The 21,283-nt window shown below is 70.0% G+C and carries 19 protein-coding genes; 10 read left to right on the top strand and 9 right to left on the bottom strand.

The genetic code is table 11. The features are described 5' to 3' along the window. Nucleotides 1-15 precede the first annotated feature (15 nt). Nucleotides 16-1,011, bottom strand: a complete 996-nt coding sequence (ppk2, locus tag ACFY0F_RS26020) for a polyphosphate kinase 2 (protein WP_388798858.1) — start codon at nucleotides 1,009-1,011, stop codon at nucleotides 16-18. A 138-nt stretch (nucleotides 1,012-1,149) separates the two neighbouring features. Between ppk2 and ACFY0F_RS26015 the strand changes: the two genes are divergently transcribed. Then, nucleotides 1,150-2,799 (top strand): alkaline phosphatase D family protein, encoded by a 1,650-nt coding sequence (locus ACFY0F_RS26015; RefSeq protein WP_388798855.1) that lies wholly within the window; start codon nucleotides 1,150-1,152, stop codon nucleotides 2,797-2,799. A 340-nt stretch (nucleotides 2,800-3,139) separates the two neighbouring features. Continuing rightward, nucleotides 3,140-3,706, top strand: coding sequence for a dihydrofolate reductase family protein (locus ACFY0F_RS26010; protein ID WP_388798852.1), 567 nt, complete (start codon nucleotides 3,140-3,142; stop codon nucleotides 3,704-3,706). Between the two features lie 38 nt (nucleotides 3,707-3,744). On the opposite strand, the gene ACFY0F_RS26005 is transcribed toward ACFY0F_RS26010, so the two are convergent. Next, nucleotides 3,745-5,127 (bottom strand): HEAT repeat domain-containing protein, encoded by a 1,383-nt coding sequence (locus ACFY0F_RS26005; protein WP_388798849.1) that lies wholly within the window; start codon nucleotides 5,125-5,127, stop codon nucleotides 3,745-3,747. Nucleotides 5,128-5,319: 192 nt separating this feature from the next. On the opposite strand from ACFY0F_RS26005, the gene ACFY0F_RS26000 reads away from it, so the two are divergent. Then, a complete protein-coding gene (locus ACFY0F_RS26000; RefSeq protein ID WP_388798846.1) occupies nucleotides 5,320-6,012 on the top strand; it encodes a VOC family protein in 693 nt (230 codons plus the stop codon). An 89-nt stretch (nucleotides 6,013-6,101) separates the two neighbouring features. On the opposite strand, the gene ACFY0F_RS25995 is transcribed toward ACFY0F_RS26000, so the two are convergent. Then, on the bottom strand, nucleotides 6,102-6,593 hold the full coding sequence (locus ACFY0F_RS25995; protein ID WP_388799258.1) for a DUF6082 family protein: 492 nt from the start codon (nucleotides 6,591-6,593) through the stop codon (nucleotides 6,102-6,104). Between the two features lie 440 nt (nucleotides 6,594-7,033). Between ACFY0F_RS25995 and ACFY0F_RS25990 the strand changes: the two genes are divergently transcribed. Both ACFY0F_RS25990 and ACFY0F_RS25985 read left to right on the top strand, forming a co-directional pair. Next, on the top strand, nucleotides 7,034-8,212 hold the full coding sequence (locus tag ACFY0F_RS25990; RefSeq protein WP_388798843.1) for an acyltransferase family protein: 1,179 nt from the start codon (nucleotides 7,034-7,036) through the stop codon (nucleotides 8,210-8,212). Nucleotides 8,213-8,592: 380 nt separating this feature from the next. Continuing rightward, complete coding sequence (locus ACFY0F_RS25985) at nucleotides 8,593-8,940, top strand: hypothetical protein (RefSeq protein ID WP_388798840.1); 348 nt, start codon at nucleotides 8,593-8,595, stop codon at nucleotides 8,938-8,940. Nucleotides 8,941-9,029: 89 nt separating this feature from the next. Here the strand turns inward: ACFY0F_RS25985 and ACFY0F_RS25980 are convergent, their stop codons facing one another. Beyond that, nucleotides 9,030-9,683 carry a class I SAM-dependent methyltransferase gene (locus ACFY0F_RS25980; RefSeq protein ID WP_388798837.1) on the bottom strand — a complete coding sequence of 218 codons (654 nt, stop codon included), beginning with the start codon at nucleotides 9,681-9,683 and terminating at the stop codon, nucleotides 9,030-9,032. Between the two features lie 199 nt (nucleotides 9,684-9,882). Further along, nucleotides 9,883-10,086 (bottom strand): hypothetical protein, encoded by a 204-nt coding sequence (locus ACFY0F_RS25975; RefSeq protein WP_388798834.1) that lies wholly within the window; start codon nucleotides 10,084-10,086, stop codon nucleotides 9,883-9,885. Nucleotides 10,087-10,192: 106 nt separating this feature from the next. On the opposite strand from ACFY0F_RS25975, the gene ACFY0F_RS25970 reads away from it, so the two are divergent. Beyond that, on the top strand, nucleotides 10,193-10,618 hold the full coding sequence (locus ACFY0F_RS25970; RefSeq protein ID WP_388798831.1) for a hypothetical protein: 426 nt from the start codon (nucleotides 10,193-10,195) through the stop codon (nucleotides 10,616-10,618). A gap of 85 nt (nucleotides 10,619-10,703) precedes the next feature. Here the strand turns inward: ACFY0F_RS25970 and ACFY0F_RS25965 are convergent, their stop codons facing one another. Together ACFY0F_RS25965 and ACFY0F_RS25960 are read right to left on the bottom strand one after the other, a co-directional pair. After that, entirely contained in the window at nucleotides 10,704-13,076 is a 2,373-nt protein-coding gene (locus ACFY0F_RS25965; protein WP_388798829.1) for a glycoside hydrolase family 44 protein, read from the bottom strand. Between the two features lie 289 nt (nucleotides 13,077-13,365). Continuing rightward, nucleotides 13,366-14,262, bottom strand: coding sequence for an amidohydrolase family protein (locus ACFY0F_RS25960; RefSeq protein ID WP_388799255.1), 897 nt, complete (start codon nucleotides 14,260-14,262; stop codon nucleotides 13,366-13,368). Nucleotides 14,263-14,428: 166 nt separating this feature from the next. On the opposite strand from ACFY0F_RS25960, the gene ACFY0F_RS25955 reads away from it, so the two are divergent. From ACFY0F_RS25955 to ACFY0F_RS25940, 4 genes are all read left to right on the top strand, one after another. Beyond that, nucleotides 14,429-14,794, top strand: a complete 366-nt coding sequence (locus ACFY0F_RS25955; RefSeq protein WP_388798826.1) for a hypothetical protein — start codon at nucleotides 14,429-14,431, stop codon at nucleotides 14,792-14,794. A gap of 182 nt (nucleotides 14,795-14,976) precedes the next feature. After that, nucleotides 14,977-15,828, top strand: a complete 852-nt coding sequence (locus ACFY0F_RS25950; RefSeq protein WP_388798823.1) for a methyltransferase domain-containing protein — start codon at nucleotides 14,977-14,979, stop codon at nucleotides 15,826-15,828. Between the two features lie 90 nt (nucleotides 15,829-15,918). After that, nucleotides 15,919-16,467, top strand: coding sequence for a GNAT family N-acetyltransferase (locus ACFY0F_RS25945; RefSeq protein ID WP_388798820.1), 549 nt, complete (start codon nucleotides 15,919-15,921; stop codon nucleotides 16,465-16,467). Between the two features lie 46 nt (nucleotides 16,468-16,513). Continuing rightward, nucleotides 16,514-17,872, top strand: coding sequence for a hypothetical protein (locus tag ACFY0F_RS25940; protein ID WP_388798817.1), 1,359 nt, complete (start codon nucleotides 16,514-16,516; stop codon nucleotides 17,870-17,872). Between the two features lie 72 nt (nucleotides 17,873-17,944). On the opposite strand, the gene ACFY0F_RS25935 is transcribed toward ACFY0F_RS25940, so the two are convergent. Beyond that, complete coding sequence (locus ACFY0F_RS25935; RefSeq protein ID WP_388798814.1) at nucleotides 17,945-18,943, bottom strand: Ig-like domain-containing protein; 999 nt, start codon at nucleotides 18,941-18,943, stop codon at nucleotides 17,945-17,947. A gap of 274 nt (nucleotides 18,944-19,217) precedes the next feature. Then, complete coding sequence (locus ACFY0F_RS25930) at nucleotides 19,218-21,116, bottom strand: NAD-binding lipoprotein (protein WP_388798811.1); 1,899 nt, start codon at nucleotides 21,114-21,116, stop codon at nucleotides 19,218-19,220. Between the last annotated feature and the right edge of the window lie 167 nt (nucleotides 21,117-21,283).

Raw genomic sequence — 21,283 nt, 5'->3', positions numbered from 1 at the left:
GGCTGCGGTCGGCGGTCACCGCGGGTCCGGATGGTTCCCGGGTCCGCCACCCGGACCGGCCAGCGGCGTCGGGGACAGGGCCGTGGGCTCCTCGCCCGGCTCCAGCAGGGTGTCCGCCGCGCCGACGATGAGCGGATCGGGTGTGCCCACCGCCGCGTGGTTCTTGGCCGGGTAGGCGAAACGGTCCAGGAGGCTGCGCATCGCCTCCAGCCGGCCCCGCCGCTTGTCGTTGTTCTTCACGACCGTCCAGGGCGCGTGCTCGGTGTCGGTCGCCCGGAACATGTCGACCTTGGCCGCGGTGTAGTCGTCCCAGCGGTCGAGCGAGGCCAGATCCGTGGGGGACAGCTTCCAGCGGCGTACCGGGTCGATCTGCCGGATGGCGAACCGGGTGCGCTGCTCGGCACGCGAGACCGAGAACCAGAACTTCACCAGCAGGACGCCGTCTTCGGTGAGTAGCCGCTCGAACAGCGGGGCCTGCCGCAGGAACTGCCCGTACTCGGCCTCCGTACAGAACCCCATGACCCGCTCGACGCCCGCCCGGTTGTACCAGGACCGGTCGAAGAAGACGATCTCACCGCGAGCCGGCAGATGGGTCACATACCGCTGGAAGTACCACTGTCCAGCCTCCCGTTCGGTCGGCTTGTCCAGCGCCACCACGCGGGCTCCACGGGGGTTCAGCCGCTCGGTGAACCGCTTGATGGTGCCGCCCTTGCCGGCCGCGTCCCGTCCCTCGCAGACCACGACGATCCGCTGCCCCGTCTCCTTCACCCAGCGTTGCAGTTTGAGCAGCTCTATCTGCAGGATGCGCTTGGTCCGCTCGTACTCGCGCCGACCGATCCGGTGGTCGTACGGGTGGTTCTCCCGCCAGGTCTCGATCGGCCGGCCGTCGCCGTCCAGGAGCACCGGCCGCTCCGGCTGCCGGTCGTCCACCGCAAGCCCTCGCAACAGGTCGTCCTCACGTCCCGTGCTCCGGCTCCCCCGTGCCTGCGTCCCCTGCTCCTGCTCGGCCACGCCACCGCCCTTGTTCGCCCCGTCGCCTACCCCCTCCGCCTGCCCGCGCAGACCGGCCCCAGACGCACGACTGTCCGGCCCGGTACCGTCCCTACGGTCGTTCCTTTCCGTACGACAGAAAACAGGAGGGCGATCACCGTGGCCGAACTACGCCTGGGACCGCTGCTGAGGTACACCGACGGCTCGTGCGCGACCGTGTGGGTCGAGACCAGCGAGCCCTGCACGGCGCAGGTGCGCTGCTCCGACGGCGCGGGTGGCACGGCCCCCACCTTCCAGGTGGCCGGGCACCACTACGCGCTCGTCACGGTGACCGGCCTGCGATCCGACACGTCGCCCTCCTACGAGGTGCTCCTGGACGACACCCCGGTGTGGCCGCTGCCCGACTCCCCCTTCCCGCCCTCCGTCATCCGTTCGCCCGGCACCGGCGACGCCGTCCGGGTCACTTTCGGCTCGTGCCGCTGGGCCGCGCCCCCGGCCGACGGCAAGGATCCGGTCGGCCCGGACGCCCTCGACACCCTCGCGACCCGGCTGGCGGCCGACCCCGACGCCGGGCGCCCCGACGTCCTGCTCCTGCTGGGCGACCAGATCTACGCGGACGAGACCTCGGAGCAGACCCGGCGCTGGCTCGCCGGCCGCCGCGACCTCGACAAGCCGCCCGGCGGCCAGGTCACCGACTACGAGGAGTACTCCCACCTCTACTACGAATCCTGGCTCGATCCCGAGGTCCGCTGGCTGCTGTCCACCGTGCCCAGCTTCATGATCTTCGACGATCACGACATCGTGGACGACTGGAACACCTCCGCCGCCTGGCTCGCCGACATGCGCGCGACGGACTGGTGGCAGGAGCGACTGCTCAGCGGTCTGATGTCCTACTGGGTCCACCAGCACCTGGGCAACCTCTCCCCCGCCGAACTGGCCGACGACCCCACCTGGGCCGCCGTTCACGCCATACCGGACGGCACCCCCGCACTGCGCGCTCTGGCAGAGCAGGCCGACGCCGATTCCGCCTCGGTCCGCTTCAGTTACCGGCGCGACTTCGGCCGGGTCCGCGTGGTGATGGTGGACTCCCGGGCCGCGCGGGTCCTCGCCGAGGACCGCCGCGCCATGCTCGACCCGGGCGAGGCGGCCTGGCTGCGCGAGCAGGTACTGGCCGACGAGGGGGCTTACGATCACCTCCTGATCGGCACCTCCCTGCCCTGGCTCCTGCCGCACCTGGTGCACGACACCGAGGCCTGGAACGCGGCTCTGTGTGCCGGAGAACGCGGGCAGCGCTGGGCCCGCTTCGGCGAGTGGCTGCGCCGCGGAGCCGATCTGGAGCACTGGGCGGCCTTCCCCCGCTCCTTCGCCGGTCTCGCCGACCTCCTCGCCGAGGCCGGGACCGCCCCGACGGCCCCCGCCACCGTGTGCGTACTGTCCGGTGACGTCCACCACGGCTACCTCGCCGAGGCGTCCTGGCCGTCCGGCGGCCCCCGTGTCCCCGTCGTCCAGCTCACCTGTTCACCCGTGCACAACTCCGTACCCCTGATGATGCGGATCGGTTTCCGCTTCGGCTGGAGCACACCGGCCCGCCTGCTGGGACGCCTCCTCGCCCGGCACGGCCGCTGCCCCAGTCCGCCGGTCAGCTGGCGGAAACAGGGCGGCCCCTGGTTCGGCAACCAACTCATGACCCTGACCCTGCGCGACCGCTCGGCCCACCTCCGCCTGGAACGCACCACCCCGGACGCGACGCTGCAGACCGTTCACGAGTCCGACCTGACCGCCCACCAGTACTCCGGCCGAAGGCCTTGATCTTGTTGGCGACGACCTCCACACCGTGGGGGCACACATGTCCGCCCCTGAGCCGATCCGACGGGACCTGGCCGTCGGCCGGAGGCCCTGGACAGCGCAGACCGTCCAGCTCAGCCGTCGCAGCGATCGACATGCTGCTGTTCCCCGCCGAGACGGCCCGCATTTTTTTCGGCAGCGTGTCGATCGACGCGGTTTCCGTTCGACGCTCGGGTGGAGACGTGACCGCGAAGCAGCGACCGGGCCGGCCGCGGCTCTGTGATCGACAAGTACTGCCCATTCATCGACCAGCCGTTCCGGTGGCGGGCCACACGTCCGGCACCGGGCGCCCCAGGGAGACAGCATGCAGATCCGCGCCCGTATGAGCATGAGTGCCGACGGCTACGTGACCACTCCTAACGGGTGGCCCGCCCTGACTGCGGACCCCGCGTTCGTCTCCGGCGAAAGCCACGGCATTCGGGAGTTCCTCCAAGACTGTGAGGCGGCGCTGATGGGCCGCACCACCTTCGAGCCCGCGCTGACCAACAGCCGCTGGCCTTGGCCGAACCTGGACGTGTTCGTGCTCGGCTCACACCGTCCGGACGGCACCCCCGAGCACGTCACCACCGACAGTGACCCGGTACGGCTGCTGGAGAAGCTCCGCGCGGCGAACCGGGGTGGCGACGTCCACCTCATCGGGGGCCCGCACACGATCGGTACGTTCCACGCCCTCGGCGCGCTCGACACCCTTGAACTCGTCGTGGTGCCGCTGCTGTTCGGCGCCGGGCTGCGCCTGACACCCGCGCTCGGCGCCGACACCGGGCTGACTTTTCAGCGGGAGCGCCCCCTCCCCGGCGGTTCCGTGGAGATCGTCTACTCCTGCCGGGGCTCTCGCACCGAACTTCCGGGCAAACCTGCCAGTCAGCGCTGATCTCATGGTCCGTCTCGGCGGGTCACCCGTCGCGCACATCAGGTTTCGACGGGCCGGTTGCGGACCTGGTAACGCCAGTGGGCGGACACGCGGTGGTCATCTTCGAAGCCGGGACCGAGCGTGCCCACGCGTTCGTAGGCCCGGTCCGTGCGCGGATCGTCGCGGACGGCGAGGGCGTAGGCCGCCTCCAGCCGCAGATTCCGATCCTCCTCGTCCAGCAGGGCGGCGAGAGCCTCCGTGACGGCCGGCGTCCGGTCGTGGGAGGTGGAGAGGGATGCGGCGGCGCGGCCCCGGACGTCGGGGTCCGGGTCCCTGAGCAGGGTGAGCAGGGCCTCCCGGGTCACCGGGGTCAGCTCGCGCGGACGGGCGAAGACCCAGGCGACGACGTACCGGACCCGGGAATCGGGGTCCCGAGCCAGGGCGAGCAGGGTGGTGGCGGCGGGCTCGCTCCCTGGATCCAGGCAGTACGGCACCTCGCGGCGCACGCGCGGGTCCGGATGGCCGGCGTAGCGGAAGCCGATGGCCTCCTGGTCGGGGTGGTCGTAGTTCGTGCAGACCTCCAGGACCTCGGCGAGCACCTCGCCGTCCGGCTCCTCGAGCGCCCACTCCGCCAGGAACCCGGCGTCCTGCGCGGTGTCCGTACGGTCGTGGCAGCTCGTCAGGGCATGCCGGGACGACAGGACACTGGCGAGCAACCGGCGATGAACAGGAGCGGGGTGGTGGCGCAGGGCCGCCAGATCCGACCAATCCTGCGGGCTCTTGCGGAAGGCGAGGGTGTAGCTGTTGGCGAACCAGTTGGCGTGCAGCACGTCCGGGTAGGGAACGGCGCGTGCCACCAGCTCCGCCACCGGTGGCATGATGCCGAACGCCCGCTCCAGTTCGGTGAGGACGCCGCTGTGGCCCGCCCGGACGGTGAGCCCGCCGAGGGAGACCTCCTCGATGTCCGTGAACTCGTCGTCCTTGACCCGTCGCCGGGTGGCCGGACCCGAGGCTCCCGTGCGGCGGCGGAGTTCCTCCGTCTCCCCCGTCTCGTACCACTTCCGGGCGAGGTCGAGCAGCCGCTTCCGCTCGGGCTCGGCGATCCGCGACTGCGGGTCCTTGCCGAGCATGGCGCCGACCAGCGCCGGGGAGCCCAGGTCGACGGCTCGCAGAAGCGGTGTCGTACCGTCCGGCAGCACGACGCCCGAGTCCGCGCCGCCGTCCATCAGGGCGGCGGCCGTCTCGTGGTCGAACCCGGCCACGGCGGAGCAGAGCAACGGGAGGCCGTCCGGGCCCGAAGTGTTCGGGTCGGCGCCGTCCCGGAGACAGACCTGAACCGTGCGGAGGTCCTGGGCGAGCACGGCTGCCGCAAGCCGGCCATTCACGTCGTTCGGGTTGTTCGGATTGTTCGGGCTGTGTGGGTCCTGCTGCGGTCCGGTCATCTCGCCCCCCTGATAATCAGTTAACCAGTCGGACAGCACGTTATCCGGCGACCTTGCCCGGCACGGCAGTACCGGCCCCTCGTGGAGGTGTCAGCGCCCTGGGGCGCCGGCCCGGTGCCCAGACGAGCTACGGCCTGTCTCAGACGTCCGGATCAGGATCCGGCTGTGGTTCGGGGGTGCGAGGATGACGGGATGGAGCATCTCCTGAGCCGCCGGGAAGCGTCTGAAGCAGTCCACGACCACGGTTGGCGCTTCTTGCTGGGTACGCTGCAGACGTCTGTCCCGGTCCGGTCACTGGTCCAGGGAATCGGCCTGATGTCGGATGTCGTGGCGGTGTGCGGCGGCGATGCCGATCAGCATCTTCGGGTCGAAGTTCGCCCCGATCTGGTGGTGCTCACCCTGCAATCGCCGGCCAGTGCGGCGGTGACCAGCCGGGACGTCGAACTCGCGCGGCAGATCTCCGCGGCTGTTCGCAAAGCCGGGCTGCGGGCAGAGCCCGGGATCGGGACTGAGGCGCAGCGGTCGGTCCAGCTCGTGGAGATCGCGATCGATGCGCTGGACATCGCCCGGATCCGGCCGTTTTGGAAGGCGATCCTCGGCTATGCCGACGAGTTGAGCAACGCAGGGCCGGAAGATCCGCTGGTGGACCCGCTCCGGCTGGGACCGGCGGTCTGGTTCCAGCAGATGGACCGGGCACGCCCGCAGCGCAATCGCATCCACTTCGACGTCTGCGTCCCGCATGACGAGGCGCTCCGAAGGATCGACGCCGCGCTGGTGGCCGGGGGCCGAATGGTGTCCGCGACCCGCGCCCCGGCCTTCTGGGTCCTTTCCGACGTTGAGGGGAACGAGGCCTGCGTGACCACATGGCAGGGCAGAGACGGCTGAGCCGCGGCTCGGACGCCGACCGCAGCGGCGACACCCCGGACCAGACACCGGCGGAAGACGACTCCGACCCAGAACACGCAGGACCGCCGTCACGACCACCAACACCGCGCGCTCACAGCGCCGGACAGCGGTTCAGGTGGTCGACGGGCGCTGCTCCGGCTCGTCCGAAGGCAAGAAATAGTCCGTGCTGGAGATCGGTGGTCCGGTGGTGACTGCTGTCTCGTAGGCCCGTTCGGCAAGGTCGACGAAGCGGCGCAGCCGCGCGTTCTCGCTGGCAGCCGCATGCCGCACGTAGAAGTCACGGGAGTTGCGCCAGTGATCGCGCGCCGTCTGCCCGCCGCGATGGAGGGCGGTTCCCAGCAGGTCAGGAACTCGGTGTTGGCAAGCGACAGCAGCAGCAGCTCACGGTGGGCCGTCCAGGTCGTCTCCTCTGTCGCTATGCGGGTCTGTCTTGCCTGGTAGGCCAGTGAGGCCGCCACGCCGGCGAGGGCCCCTGCGGACAAGACCACCGACAGGGCTCCGTAGGCCTGGCTGATCTGGCTGAGCTTCTCCCAGTCGGCGTTCCGCGGGCCGATCGCCATGAGCATGAAGGGAGTCGTCAAGACCAGCCCGAGAGCACACGCGCCCGCCACCACCGCCCAGACCAGCTTCTGTGCTGACTTCATCGTTCGCATCGACTCAAGCCACCTGAGACGGGCTTGCCGGCCACCGGGAAAAGCGACGTGAGCCTGCCAGGGAGGCCTGCGCACGCTCTGTGCTGCCGGGTGGCTCGCCCGGCTCAGCCGCGTCGGCGGCGTCCGAGCCGGCCGTCGGACTGCCGCTCGGGTGACAGTTCCGACTGCTCCTGGTGCTCGGGCCCGCCTGTCTGCAGGGCGCGGAGGTCGGGTCCGGTACGAACACCCGGGTCCTTTGAACTGCCCAGCCGGTCGCTGCGTACCAGTCACTGTGGGCGGTACGGTGCCGCCCGGCGTGCCACCAGGGCGGCACACACGGTGCCCAGAGAAAGGGTCGAACGATTCCAGTGGATTCGAGCCGTCCGGTCAGCAGCGCCGTCGACCTGGCCGCTCCGGCGCGGCAGGAGGAGACGACGAGGGCAGCACCCGTCCGTCGGCAAGTGCCAGGTCTGGATGGCCTGCGCGGCCTGGCCGCACTGTATGTGGTCCTGTTCCACTGCTGGTTGTACGTCTTCCCCGGTTATCCCCGCAGTTCGGCCCCTGCGTGGCTGGACGGGCTGATGTTCGGGCGCATCGCTGTCGTCTTCTTCCTGGTGCTGTCCGGTTTCTCACTGGCGATCTCCCCTGCGCGCCACGGTTGGCGGTCGGACGGCGTCGGCCAGTTCCTGCGGCGACGCGCCTGGCGCATCCTGCCTCCGTACTGGGCGGCGCTGGCCATGAGCCTGATCATTTCCTGGTTCGTGGTCCCGGCTTCGCACTACGGACCGCCCACCCGCGCGACGATCCTGGTGTACGGCCTCGTTGCTCAGGACGTGTTCCATGCTCCGACACCGAACGGCGCGTTCTGGTCGATCGGTGTGGAGGCCGAACTGTATCTCCTGTTTCCGCTTCTCCTTTTTGTGCGACGGCGATTGAGCGCGGTGGTCCTGATCGCGTGCGTGACCCTTCCGGTGATCGCCGGTGGGCTGATGGCCACTGACGCGTCCCCGGTGGAGGGCGACAACTGGCTGGCGCCACATCTCGCTCCCGTGTTCGTCGCGGGCATGGTGGGCGCGGGAGTCGTCGTTGCCTCGGACAGAGTGCGACGGCTGCCCTGGGGGTGGTTCGCCGTACTGGCCGCCATGCCTGTTCTGGCTGTCGGCGTCGTCAAGGGTTCTGTTTGGACGGTGAACCACTACTTCTGGGTGGACCTCGCCATCGCTCCCGCCATGACGATGCTGCTTGCCGCGGTCGCCACCGGCAGACCCGTCGTCCTCGTACGGCTCCTGACCACGCGTCCGATACAGGCTCTCGGCAACTTCTCCTACAGTCTCTACCTGATCCATCTGCCGATCGTCATGGCCGTGATCCGCCGCGTAGCCCCGCATGTCGTCTCGCCCGGCCTGCCCACGTTCGGTTTCACGCTTGTCCTGGCACTGCCGGTCTCCGTACTCGGGGCATGGCTTTTCTCCCAGATCTTCGAGATGCCCTTCAAACGGAACAGATCCTGGAAATCCCTGATCGCGCTGAGCCGTTCCGCATCGTGATCCCCGGGCCGCCCCTCCGCCGGGTGGCCAAGGCGATGGTCAAGAGTGCGTCATGTGAAATCAGCGGCTGAGAGGGCGCAAGCCACCCGACGTACTAAGAGTGCAAGCAGATGCGACTCCCGACGAAGGGCAACTCCTTGATCCCACGACGTATCGTCCTCAGCTCCGTCGTAGGGCTCGCCTCCACGCTCCTGCTGGGGGCTTGCGGCTCCTCGAACGACACCGGCCCCGGCAACGCCGCCCCTGCGGCCCCAGCCGTGTCGGGTCCCGCGACCTCCGCACCGGGTACCTCAGCCCCGGCTGCCTCAGCACCAGTCGCCTCAGCACCGGCCGAGAGCGGCACCTCCGGGAGCGGGCACACGGCCATTACCACCATGGTGATGGCCAAGGCGATCGAGGGCATGGGCAACGTGGTCACCGACGACAAGGGGATGACCCTCTACCGCTACGACAAGGACCAGCCGGCCCCGTCCAAGTGGACCTGTTCCGGCGCGTGTACAAAGACCTGGATGCCTGTCATCGTGCAGGACTCCGTGAAGACAGCCGGGGTTGCGAACAGCCTTCTCGGCACGGTCCACCGGGACGGCAAGAAGCAGCTCACCCTCGCCGGCTGGCCGCTGTACCGGTACCTGGGCGACACAACGTCCGGGCAGGCGAACGGCCAGGCCAAGGACCAGCAGTGGTACGCCGTCACCCCGTCCGGACAGAAGTCCGCCAAGACGGGCTGACGTCCACGGCTTGACCCCGTGGGGGCGACCGGCCGGCGGGCGAAGACAACGCCGGGACAGATCAGTGCACCCGGGCGGCCCGCGTTCGCTCAGCCGACGGTGGCCGGTGCTTCCGCCATGCCGATGAAGTGCCCGCCCATGGTCCGGATACGGACCGACCATCCCAGCGCGGTGAGATCGGTCTTCAGGGCCTCGGCATCGTGGAACACCTTCACGATGCGGTACTGGCTGCCGTCATCGAGCCGGCGCAGTGCCGCCGGGGTCGGCCCGTTCGCGAGCACTTCCTCGTAGGCGGCTGCGGCGGGGCCGTCGTCGATGAAGATCGCCTTGCCGCCCGGCACGAGGGCGGCGGCGACGGTCTTCCAGAAGGCGGGCAGCCGCTTCGGCGGGACGTGGGAGAGCCAGAAGGCGAAGAACACCGTGTCGTAGCGTCGTGGCGGCTGCCACGCGAACAGGTCGGCCTGAAGGAACTGGACGGAGGGGGATGCGGTGCGCGCCCGAGCGAGGGCCAGCGTTTCGGTTGCCGCGTCGACGGCCGTCACCGAACGTGCCCGTGCAGCAAGTCTCGTAGTCCACTGGCCCGTTGCGCAGGCCAACTCCAGCACGTCCCCGTCAATCGGGAGATCATCGACGACGGTCAGCAATTGCTGCAGGACTGCGGACTCTGCGTAGGGCCGGTCGTATTCGGCCGCGCCCGCCCTGTAGTAGACCTTCTGTTCTGCCAGGAGAGCGTCGTCATCCATGCAGACTCCTTCCATCCGGTTCGGGCAAGGCCCATTGCCGCATCCACTCTCGGCCTTCACCTTTGGACAAGGTCAATTGCCATCGGTCAGGAAGACGTCGGCGATCCGGACGAACAGGCCGTCCATCAGCTCGCCTCCTGGGGCTGATTACGTCGTGAACTCGTCAGGTGGTCGCGGCGAGCACCGAACCGGCAGCCGGTCAGTCACGCTCGCCATGGCTCGACCACCTGTCCGGCGACCAGGTCAGGACTCGTCGCGGGCCGAGGACCATCCGGCGCAACCGGGGCATGGCGATACTCCAGCCGACCAGGGCGAGCGTGAAGAGGACGCGGGTGCGGGCGTCGTCGCCACGGCCGTCCGACGCTGTCAGCGCGGGCCGCCCAGCGAAGAAACGGAAGATCACGTAAGATTCCCGCGCTAATCGATCAACTGTGCGCAGTCACCCGCCCAGTGGGAGACTCCTCCACATCTCAGACCAGGGTGACCGTGCAGGGGGAAGGAAAGAACCAATGAAGTCGATCAACCTGAGGCGCCGTCTGGCCGGGACCGCCATCACGGCCCTTGTGGTAGGTGCGGGCTGCCTCGCGGCCGCGCCCTCGGCAGCGGCCAAGGGCAACGGGATCACCATCGACACGGTGTCGCTCCACAAGTCGGATGTGCAGGTGAAGGTCACCTACTCCTGCGACCCTGGCCTCGGGCAGGAGATCATGGCCAACGCGACGGCGCTCGGCCCGGACAGCCCCGGCGCCGGCATCGCCGTGGGCATCGTCAAGACGAACGATGTCATCTGCGACTACGCGAACCACACCGCCATCGTGACCTTGCACGCGGCCGCCGGCACCCACTTCGCCAAGGGCGACAAGGTCAAGGTCGCCGTCTTCGTCGGAAACGACGAGTCGGTCTCCGCCGACCAGACGGTCGTCACCGTTCTGTAAGCCGGCCTGAACCCCTGCCCCGACAGGGGCGCGGCGGTCCGGGGCTGCCCGGACCGCCGCGGGCGCGGGTCACCCGCGCGGAGGGTCACCGCACGGCGTGGCTGCCGGGCGCGTGTCCGACCGCTTCGCTGACGCGAGCCGCGGCACCGGTGCCGGGGACGGTGCAGGGCTTGTTGTTGAGGGTGAAGTTCTTGGGCACGGCGTTGGTGCCCGTGTAGGCGCCGTTGAAGCCGACACTGACGGAGGCATCGGTGGCCAGGGCGGCGTTCCAGCCGGCGTCCTTGACGGTCACCGCGGTGCCGCTCTGTTTCCAGGTGCCGTTCCAGCCCTGGGTGACCTTCTGGCTGCCGGGGAAGGTGAAGCCGAGCTGCCAGCCGTTGAGGGCTGCGCCCTTGTTGGTGACCGTGATGGTGGCGGTGAAGCCGGTTCCCCAGTCGTTGGAAACCCTGTAGTCGACCGTGCAGACGGAGGCCGTCGCGGCCGTGGTGGTCACCTGCAGAGGGGGCGACGGCGAGGAACTGCGGCCGGCCGTGTCCTTGGCCACGACCCGGAAGGTGTAGGCGGTGGACGGAGACAGATTTGTGACGGTGGCCGTGGTGGCCGGTGCGTCGACCGTGGCGACGGGTGCGGTCCTGGCCGGGTCGCCGGAGTACACCTGGTAGCTCGCCACCGGGGAGGAACCGGCGTTGGAGGCCGTCCATCCCAGCGTCACCCGGTCCGAGCCGACGGACGTGGCGGTCGGGCCACCGGGGGCGGAGGGCGGGTTGGCCGTGGAGGACCCGGCGGGCAGGACGTACTCGGTGATGGAGTACGCGGGGAAGGTGGCGGTGAAGGCACCGCCGGAGACCGGCTGGTCGGCCAGATGTTTGATCGCGGTGGTGTCGTCCTGCCCGTAGCGGTAGACCTGCGCGGCCGGGGGCAGCGCGCTGTCGCCGGTCAGCGATACCGGCGCGGTGAGGTCGCCGGTGGTCTTGTTCACGACGATCACGGTGAGCGCGTGGTCGGTGCTGCGTTCGGCCGCGTAGACGGCGAGCTTGCCCTGGTCGGCACTGGCCGCGTGCACCGAGGTGTCGCCGAAGGCGCCGCCGTTGCCGTCGTAGTTGCGGTACATCCGGAAGGCGAAGGCTCCGGGGTCGGTGGACTTGGGCGGGTCCCAGAGGGTGGCCAGGTCCAGGCCCTCCCGCCCGAAGATACCGAGGACGTCGGCCTGGGCGAGCCCGCCGTCGATCTTGTCCAGGGCGCCCCAGTTGTACTCGGTGATGGCGAGCTTGGTCCCCGGGTAGTTGGCGTCGACGAGGGAGCGCATCCGCGGGATGAACTGTACGGCCTGGTTGATCCAGCTCTCGTCCACGTAGGTCGGGTCCCACAGCTGCCGGGTGGAGCGCAGCCGCAGTTCCTGGGTCGCGGCGTCGTCGTTGCCACCGGACACCCCGGACTGCTGTGGATAGATGTGCTCGTCGAAGTAGTCGAGGACACGGCGGCCGTGGGCCTGCTCGTAGGCCTTCATCTGCTGCAGGTACCAGGGAGCGAACTGGACGCCGCCGTGGGCGGCCCGGTCCGGCGGATTGGACCAGCAGTCGCCGCCCTGCTCGCCGCAGGTCTTCTGGTCGAGACCCGAGTAGACCAGGGAGTTGAAGCCCCAGCCGACGGGGCCGAGGGTCTGTGCCGCCGGGTCGGCGTCTTTTACGGCGGCGGCGGTGGCATACGTGGTGTCGCGGAGCTCGTCGTAGCCGGGCCCGGTCGGGTGCACGTCCCGGTGGGTGGTCCACCACAGGTCGGGCTCGTTGTCGAGGTTGTAGAACCGCACTCCGCCGTTGTTCGCGGTGCCGTACGTCCTGTCGAGGTACTGCACCCAGCCCTTGGTGAAGTCGGCGTCGATGGCGGTGCTGGTGTCGGCCGGGTCGTTGCCGGTCACCTTCGTGCCGTTGGTCTTCACGCCGTTTCCGCAGTCGGGCCGCCACTGGGCGTCGCTGCCTTGCTGAGGCCCGTACTTGGCGATACCGAAGCCGCAGGCGCTGTTGCGGGCCGCGGTCGTCCAGCCGGTCATCGGCACGGTCATGACGGTGTCGGTGCCGGTGCGGCGGTTCTGGTCGACGAACTTGTCGGCCTCCGAGCCGTCCGGCAGCTTCGAGGTGTCGTTGTTGTAGTACAGGTTCTCGAAGTACCAGTCGGCGCCCGCGTTGTAGGCGTCGAGCTTGTAGTTGTAGCGGGTCGTCGCGTTGCCGCCCCACCGACGGACCGGCAGTCGCACATCGGCGGCCAGGGCCTCGTCGGCGAAGTTCATCCCGTAGATGTGCGGATCGATGGGGCGGCGGCCGATCGTGGCGTCGACGCTGAGCGCGGGACCGTCACCGGCCGCGGTGCCCCGCGGTGCCGCGGTCGCCACGGCGGGCGTCACCGCCGGGCCGGCTCCGGCCATCAGCAGGACCACGGCCGCGAGCGCGGCTCTCGGAGTCATGCGCATGATCACCTTCCCTGCGGCCGCGCGGCAGGGCCCGGACGCCCGCGCCGCCCCGGGCGGCGCAGTGGCAGGCCGCCTGGGGGACGTGCGGGCGGGGCGCCGGGCGAGTGGCGCCGCACGATCTGGACGTGGGGGGACGACGAGGCAGTACGGAGCAGGCGTGCGCGTGCGGTGGGGAGCCGGCACAGGGAAGCAGTGCCACTATGGGAGCGCTCCCATCGGCTTCACATGTTCAGCGAGCTCCGAGACAGTGTCAACCTTCCGCACGAGAGGCATCGTGTGGATTTCACGCGTCGGCTTGACCGTGCGACAGGCCGAACAGGTCTGCCGCGTTGTCGTGGCACACGGCCCGCAGCCACTCCTGGCCGAGTTCCAGCCGTTCCAGTGACTGGAGTTGGTGCAGGTAGGGGTACGGGATGCTGGGGAAGTCGGAGCCGAGCAGGATGCGGTCGCCCAGAGCGGCGAGCCGGGACAGGGCCTGGCGGGGGAAGGGCATGAGTTCTTCGGTGAAGTCGGTGAACGCCATCGTCGTGTCGAGGCGCATCTGGTCGTACCGATCGGCGAGGTCGAGGAACTCCTCGTACTCCGGCATGCCCATGTGCGCGACTATCAGCCGCAGTCCCGGGTGCCGTGCCAGGACCCGCGCGATGGGCTCGGGGCCTGTGTGTCTGCCGGGGGCGGGCCCGGAGCCGCAGTGCATCACCACGGGAATTCCGGCCTCGGCCAGCACGCCCCACGCTTGCTGGAGCCGTTCGTCGGCCGGATCGTACGCTCCCACCTGTACATGAGCCTTGAACACGCGCGCACCCGATTCGACGGCCTCACGGACATAGGTCCCGACGTCCGGCTCGGGGTAGAGCGTGGCAGTGTGCAGGCAGTCGGGGGTGCGGCGGGCGAAGTCGGCCGACCACCCGTTCAGCCATCGGGCCATGCCGGGCTTGTGGGGGTAGAGCATGGCGGTGAAGGTCCTGACGCCGAACTCCCGCAGGAGGCTCGTGCGCTCCGCCTCCTGTATGCGATAGGTGATCGGCCACTGCAGCCCGGCGATCAGCGGCCCATTGGCGTCGAAGTAGTCCCAGACCTTGTGCAGGACGCGCTCGGGCATGAAGTGAGTGTGAACGTCGATCAGCCCGGGCAGATCGAGGCCGTGCCAGAAGCGGCGGACCTCCACGGCCTCCTCCATGGCCGCCCGGGAGGAACTCACCTGCTGATGCCTCTCTCTCGAACACGGTCGTCTGCGGTCTCGGACCTCCGTACCTTCCCAGAGGTGTGGAGGATCCGAAAGCGTTCGGGTCCGGCCGGTTCTCGACAGGCAGGAGGGCGTACGTCCCGGCACGGCGTCGTGACGGGTGTCGTGCGCCTCCCGCTTCCCACCTCACTCGCCGGACGGCTCCCGGCCGCCGGCCAAGGCGGCCACCTCCCTGGCCGCCCGGGACCGCATCCGCGACGTCCTCCTCACCCCGGCCGGCTTCACCGGTCTCACCCTCACCCAGGCGCAGGTGTACGGGGCCTGGGGGCACGGAGCGGAGGACGCGGCGGCGTTCCTGCTGGGAACGGGCCCCGGTCGCCACCTGATGGAACAGGTCGACGCCACGGCACGGGACCGCGCCCGCCGTGCCCTGACGGACCATCTGCGCGAACACGAGGCGGAGGACGGCACTGTCCGGCTGCTCAGCACGTCGTGGCCGGTCACGGCCGTGCGCCCACGGGTATGAAGGGCTTGCTCGAACGCCGTAAACTCCTGGCGTGGCATTCATGAGCACCCCGCACTGCTGCTTCCTGTGATCGGAAGGCGTTGAGGGCGATGCCGGACGGCGTCGCCCTCCTTGGTGTGCCTGCGCGAACCACATTCCGCGCAGGCACGGTCTCTTCCCTTCGGACTTGCCAGGAGTGCCTCGTGCCCGTGTTGCTTCCCCCTGCCCTCGGACCGTTCCTCGACCTGCTGCGCTGCCCGACGTGCCGCACGCGCCGCCTGCACCCTGGCCGGAGCGCAGTGCGTTGTCCGGCGGGTCATTCCTTCGACATCGCCCGTCACGGCTACGCCGGCCTCCTCACGGGCACCCGCGCCACCAGCGGGGACGACGCGGCCATGGTCCAGGCTCGGGACCGCTTTCTGGCGACCGGCAGGTACGCGCCCATCCGCCAGGCCGTGGCCCGCCTGGCGGCCGGCTCAGCCCCTGAGCGGGGCACGGTCGTGGACGTCGGGTGCGGCACGGGCTATTACCTGGCCGGCGTTCTCGACCAGCTGCCCGGCGCACGGGGGCTGGGCCTGGACACGTCGGCGCGAGCGCTGCGCTCGGCGGCGCGAACCCATGAACGAGGCGCAGCGGCGACCTGGGACGTCTTCCGTCCCTTCCCGCTGGCCGACGAGGTGGCCGACGTGGTGCTGAACGTGTTCGCCCCGCGCAATCCGGCCGAGTTCCACCGGATACTCCGCCGGGCCGGCCGGCTGATCGTGGTCCGTCCCGGTGGGCGGCACCTGACCGAACTGCGCGGTCGGGTTCCTGGGATGGTCGCCATCGACCCGGCCAAGGAAGAACGTCTGCACCGGGTGCTGGACCCGCGCTTCGAGGCCGTCGCCACCGAACGCGTGGAGTACTCCATGGCCCTGGCCGGGGCAGAAGCCCTGGATCTGGTGGGGATGACGCCGAGCGCACGCCACCTGAGTCGCACGGAACTGAACGACGGCGGCCTCCTGCCCGACCGGGTCACGGTCTCGGTGCTGGCCACCGTCTACAGGCCTCGGTGACCATGTGCGGGCGGCTGGTCGCGAAGCCGAGACGCGGCCCGGGCCTTCTCTTTCGGATCACTCTCACCGGCGTGCGACAGGTTGCCCGCCGTGACTGAACTCGGGCCCGTCGCCTGGCCACCTGCCCCGATAAGGACCGGACGGCTCGTGCTGCGTGCTTCCGAGGCCCGGGACCGTACGGCGTTCATCGAGTTGTTCGCATCACCTGAGGTGGGCGCCTACCTCGGTGGACCTCGACCGCGTGATGAGCTCGAACGCGCGGTACCTGAGGTGCCCGGGCGGCGCCCTGGCTTCTTCGTGATCGATCTGGAGGGAGCGATGATCGGCGTGGTCACGTTCGATCGGCGCGACGCGGAGCGTCCGGGGCGCGTCCACGCGGATGCCGGGCAGACCGGACTCGGATACATGCTCCTGCCCAAGGCGTGGGGACGCGGGTACGCCGCCGAGGCGTGCGCAGCGGCACTCGACTGGTTCGCCGACGCGCGCCCCGGTGAGCCGGTGGTGCTCTGCACGCAGACCGCCAACGGCGCCGCGATGCGCCTCGCGGCGAAACTGGGGTTCACCGAGGTGGAGCGGTTCGAGGAGTACGGCGCCGAGCAGTGGTTCGGGGTGTGGTCCTCGGTCACGCCGTCCGCTTGAGCTCGGCTGCGGGAACCGTGGTTCGCGGATCCGGAAGGATGAGGCCATGCACGACGTGGGTGGGGATCTCGACGGTCATGGTGACGGTGTCCATCGGCCGGCCGAGGAGTGGCTCGGTGGGCTGATGGTGAACCCGGCGCTGCCGGGCGCGGTGCTGGCCCGGCTGCTCGCTGCCGAGCGGTTGCCCGGCCATGTGTCGTCGTGGCTCACCTGGCGTCCGCTCGACGCCGAGGCCACCGCCCTGCTGGTGGCCTCCCCGCGGATCGAACACCGGCTGCAGCTTCTGGAGAACGGGCGGGCCGACGCCGACGTGCTGGCGCGGCTCGCCCGTGATCCCGAGCCCCGGGTGCGTGCCGTGTACGCCGCGCTGCTCGGTGACTTCGGCCGGCGCATACCTGAGGGGATGCTGGAGACCCTGGCTGAGGACAGCCACCCGCGGGTCCGGAGGATGGTGGCCTCCCACCGGAGTCTGCCCCTGGCCACCAGGGCACGGCTGGCCGGGGACGCCGACGGTTCGGTGAGGGCAGCCGCTCTCACCCGGGAGCTGTGGGAGCAGGTCCCGGACGGCGTGCGCGACGCCCTGCTCACCGATCCCGACCCCCGAGTGCAGCAGGCGGTGGCCCGGCTGCTCACGCCCGCATCGGAACCCGAGCCCGAGACCGATCCCGAGCTCCGGGTCCAGAGCCCCGATCCCCGCGTCCGCTGCGCCGCGGCCGAGGACCCTGGAGTGCCGACCGATCTGGCGCTGCGGCTCGCCACGGACCCCGACGACGGCGTCCGGCTCGTCCTGTCGATGCGTGAGGACCTCACCGAGGAGCAGCGTTCCGCCATCCCCTACGTCGTCCCGGGCGGCTACCACACGCCGCCACGCTGGGTAATGGAGCGCGGTCACGAACCGGAGGTCGCCCGCCGGGCAGCCGCCTCAGGTCATGTCCTGCTGCGCCGGAGCATCGCGATGCAGCCGCATCTGCCCGGCGACGTGGTGGACCGGCTCGCCGGCGACGAGGACTTCTTCGTCAAACTCACCCTGTGCGAGTCCTGCGCACAGGCCCCGCACGAGCTCGTCGTGGAGATGTACTCCTACTGGCACGGCCTGAAATGGAGCTTCTTGCGCGCACACCCGAACTTCGCCAGGCCCGGCCTCGCCCGCTTCGCCGACCATCCCAACCCCCGGCTGCGCCGCGCCGCACTCGACGATCCCGAGGGCGACTCGGATCTCGTCCTGCGGTTGGCCGACGACCCCGCCGTCGGCACCTGGGCGGTCCGGGACCCGCGGTTGCCCGCGGACGAACTCCTGCGACGCCTCACCGTCCCGGCGAGCGCTCTGGCCGCCGCGGCCAACCCCGCGCTGCCGCCCACCGAGATGCACCGGCTGCTCGACCTCGCCGGCGTCCCCCGGGTGTGAGCGCCCGCATCGGTGCGGCTGCTCCGTGCGCGCGGCCGTCACGGCGTCCACGAGCGTCGACGGGTCGGCGCGTCACAGCCCTGCGGTCGTCTGCTCGCCGGACGCGCTGCCCGCGAGCCACTGGCCCCAGCCCAGGTTGAAGTCGGCGTAGCCGTTGTCGGCCGAGGCCTTGGCGCGGGGCGAGCCGGTGATGGTGACGGGGTCGCCCTGCTTGACCTGGCCGTAGAACCACTTGGCGTCCGACATGGACAGATGGACGCAGCCGTGCGAGCCGCGGGCGCTGCCGCTGCCCGGATTGGGGTCGCCGGTCGAGTAGTGCACGTACGTGCCGGACTGGGTGAGGTGGACGTCCCAGGGCAGCGTCAGGTCGTAGTAGTTGGGGCTGCCCTTGTCGCAGCTGATGCCGACGCTGCAGGAGGTCATGTGGACCTTCTCCTGCTTGTCGATGACGGCCATCGTGCCGTTCCACGTCGGGTACTGGGCGCTGCCCGCGTTGATCGACAGGGTGCGGACCAGCTTGCCGTTCCGGGTCACCTTCATGGTGTGGCCGGTCACCGAGACATCCGCGCGCACGTCGTCGCCGACGGTGAAGGTGTGCGTGTAGGTGCGCACGCCGTAGCGTCCGTTGCCGTTGCTGACGCCCTTCATGTCAGCGTCGATCTTCACCTTCGTGCCGGAGGGCCAGTACGTCTTCGGCCGCCAGTCGGCGCGCTTGTCGCCCATCCAGTGCCAGGCGCCGACCACCGGCTGGGAGGCGCTCACCTTCATGTGCTTCTCCACCGTGGCCCGCGCCTTGGCCGCCACCGGGTTGGTGAAGATCACCGAGATCGGCATGGCCACTCCGACCGTGTTTCCCGTCTGCGGGGTGATCGTTTCCAGCAGCATGGGCGGGCCCTTGGGCTTCGTCGGTGACGGCGATGCGCCAGTACTCGCCTTGCCCGGCGCCTTTGCGTCGTCCCCGCCCGCCTTGTCGCTGCTGCCGCCGCCGCAGGCACTCGCACCCACCAACGTCGCGACCGTGACGAGTGCGATCCCTATTCCGCCCCTGCGCCGTCCCACGACCTGCCCCACTCTCTCGTTCCCTTGCCCTGACGGGCCCCACGCTCTGTCAGACAGCGGCGGCACGGGCTGCAGTTGCGTACGGCACGTAAAGCGTGTCCCAAGAAGCGGTGTCCACCACCGACTTCCCTCTGCAGCCTCCGCCTCGGTGAGGCCGGTCCAGTAGTCGTGTACCGCAACCAGCCCTGCCCGAATCACACAGTCGCGGGAATCGATGTAGAGGTCGTGCAACGAGCTCCGCATCGCGCAGGCGAGAAAAGTGATCCTCGGGCCCTTGGGTCTTTCTTCAGTCCGTGCCCACGACGACCACCTCGTCCTCGGCCGTCCAGCGGCGTCGCTCGGCTTTGGGAGGGTTGATCCGCATGCCGTAGCCCGGAGGCGTCGACGAGTCGGCGTGGCTTCGGTAACCGATGGCGCATTCGCCGCGATGACGTGCCGCGGCCACGACTGTGGCGAAGGACGTCTCACGTCCCGGCAGCACGTAGTCGCCGGCCGGTCGCAGGCGGACCCCGGCGCCGTCGGCGGAGAACAGTTCCTCGAACACCGCTGCCAGATGCCGGTTCTGGGAGATCTGCGCCATGAGCAGACCGATGAGCTTGCCACTGATGATCACATCGGCTCCGGGACCGATGGGGGCCAGCGCCCGGTTGCGGTCGTCGATCAGTTCGGTGACGACCGGCAGTTCGCGCCCGCCGGCTTCCTCCAGTTGGCGCAGCAGCAGGAGGGTGACGAGCGTGCGGTTGTCGGGGTCGTCCGCCGGCGGGCCGGGGGCGGGGTCCTGGCCGAGCACGATCACGCTGTCGTAGGAATGCACGTCCAGGCGTCGCAGTGTCTCGGGCCGGGTGACGTCGCCGCGGTGCAGTGTCAAGGTGAGGCCGGTACCGGTGTGCGCGTCGGTCTCGAGCACCTGGCGGACCGTGGCCTCGTCTCCGTCGGTCACCACGTCGACGGCCGATCCGGGCCGGGCGCGGCGGCGCAACTGGTCGACTATGAGCGGGGCTCGGCGATTCCAGCCCAGCAGGAGGACCCGCTCCGGCCGCTCGGGTGTCGAGGGGCCGGACGCGATGGCCGTCTTGTCGACCAGATCCGCGCAGTCGCCCGGCCAGGCGGTGTCGTCGTCACGGGAGATGACGACGAGCAGGTCTCCGGGGACCATCGGCGTCTGTGGTGACGGGTTGAGCAGTGGAGTGCCTTCCCGCATCAACCCGACGACGCTCGACGTCGGGTAGGACAGCAGCGCGTCGCCGAACGGGCGGCCGGCCAGGGCCGGTGCGGCGATCAGATAGAACTCGTCGCCGGCGAAGTCGAGGAGTTCCTGGTGGACGAGGGAGAGCCCGGGGCGGCGGGCGGCCTGGACGATCAGCCGGGCGGTGACGGTGTCGCTCTCCAGGACGACACCGCCGGGTCCGGCGGCCAGACAGGCGGCCAGACGGTAGCGGTCGTCCCGGACGGCGGCGACGACGGCCGGACGTTCTCCCTCCCCGGCCAGAGCCGTCCTGAGCGCCAGCAGCGTCTTGACCAACTCGGCGTCGGCGTCGGGCTCGTCGCGGGGCAGGACCAGCACCACGCCGGCCGTGGCCGGGCTGGTCAGGGTGAGCACGGCCGGGTCGGTGGTGGGACCGCTGCGGCAGATCAACCGCGTGCGGCCGACGGAACCCACCTTGGTGTTCAGGGCCTCCTCCATGGCTGTCTTGTCCCGGTCGGCCAGCACGGCCACCGCCGCGCGCCGCTGGTTGGCGCCCGCGGCCACCAGTTCGCTCACCACGGTGAAGACCTGTTCCGACCACCCCAGAACCACGGCGTGCCCTTGTTCGAGCACGGTGGAGCGCCCCCGCCGCAGCGCGGTGAGCCGCTCCGTGAGCGCCGTCGTGATCAGGCCTACGAGCGTCGAGACGTACAGCAGAGCGACCAGTGCGAGCAGGACCGACAACAACACGCGCAACGGTGTGCCCGTCGTACCGCCCAGCCGCAGTGTCTCCCCGGTGAGGCGCCATACCGCCGCCAGCCGGTCGATGAGCGGCGCCGGCGCATGGGGGTCGGTCCACACCAGCACGGCGCTGGCCGGGACGACGACGGCCAGACACACCAGCGCCATCCAGCCGACGAGAGCGGGAGCACCGCGAGCCAGCGTGCTGTCGAACCAGTAACGGGCTCTGTCACCGAACAAAGTGCGCCGCTGCCCCACCCTTCCCCCCTCAACGGATGTGGATACGCATGTCGCAGCGTGGGGGATGGATCGCGACGGCATACGGAGTTCGCCCGACGTTCATCCCTTCGGGTTTCCCTTGGCCTCCACGTCGGCGGACGTGCTGTGACGTCGGGAGACGTCAGGATTCATCTGTGTCTTCGCTC

It is taken from the genome of Streptomyces sp. NPDC001544, assembly GCF_042894285.1.
In the GTDB taxonomy this organism is placed as follows: domain Bacteria; phylum Actinomycetota; class Actinomycetes; order Streptomycetales; family Streptomycetaceae; genus Streptomyces.
The sequence above is the reverse complement of the archived record's forward strand: the minus strand, read 5'-3'. Positions and strand labels throughout refer to the sequence as shown.